Source organism: Kitasatospora sp. SC0581 (assembly GCF_048159585.1).
GTDB lineage: Bacteria > Actinomycetota > Actinomycetes > Streptomycetales > Streptomycetaceae > Kitasatospora.
The window spans coordinates 1-410 of the sequence record NZ_JBLRWA010000170.1 but is presented as its reverse complement, the minus strand read 5'-3'; the positions used below and the strand labels follow the sequence as shown (position 1 = coordinate 410).

Below are 410 nucleotides of genomic sequence, written 5' to 3'. Positions count from 1 at the left end.
GTTCGAAGTGATGCTGGAGCGGGGCCATCTTGAAGACGCGCTTGCCGGTCATCCGGAACGAGCCGACCTGGATGATCACCGACAGGGTGATGATCACGAACAGGCCGCCCAGCAGGGCCAGCAGCATCTCGGTGCGCGAGCAGATCGCCAGACCGGCCAGCGCGCCGCCGAGGGCCAGCGAGCCGGTGTCGCCCATGAAGATCTTGGCGGGCGAGGTGTTCCACCAGAGGAAGCCGAAGCAGGAGCCCATCAGCGCGGAGGCGATGACGGTGAGGTCCAGCGGGTCGCGGACGTCGTAGCAGCTGTTGGTGGCGGTGGCCATCACGGCGCAGGTCTGGCCGTACTGCCAGACGCCGATGAAGACGTAGGCGCCGAAGACCATCACCGAGGCGCCGGTCGCCAGACCGTCC

General features: G+C 67.3%; 1 pseudogene. It reads right to left on the bottom strand.

Features of this window, described 5'->3' with window-relative positions:
- Nucleotides 1-410, bottom strand: a pseudogene (locus tag ACLWS4_RS37620) (phospho-N-acetylmuramoyl-pentapeptide-transferase); the annotation flags it as partial.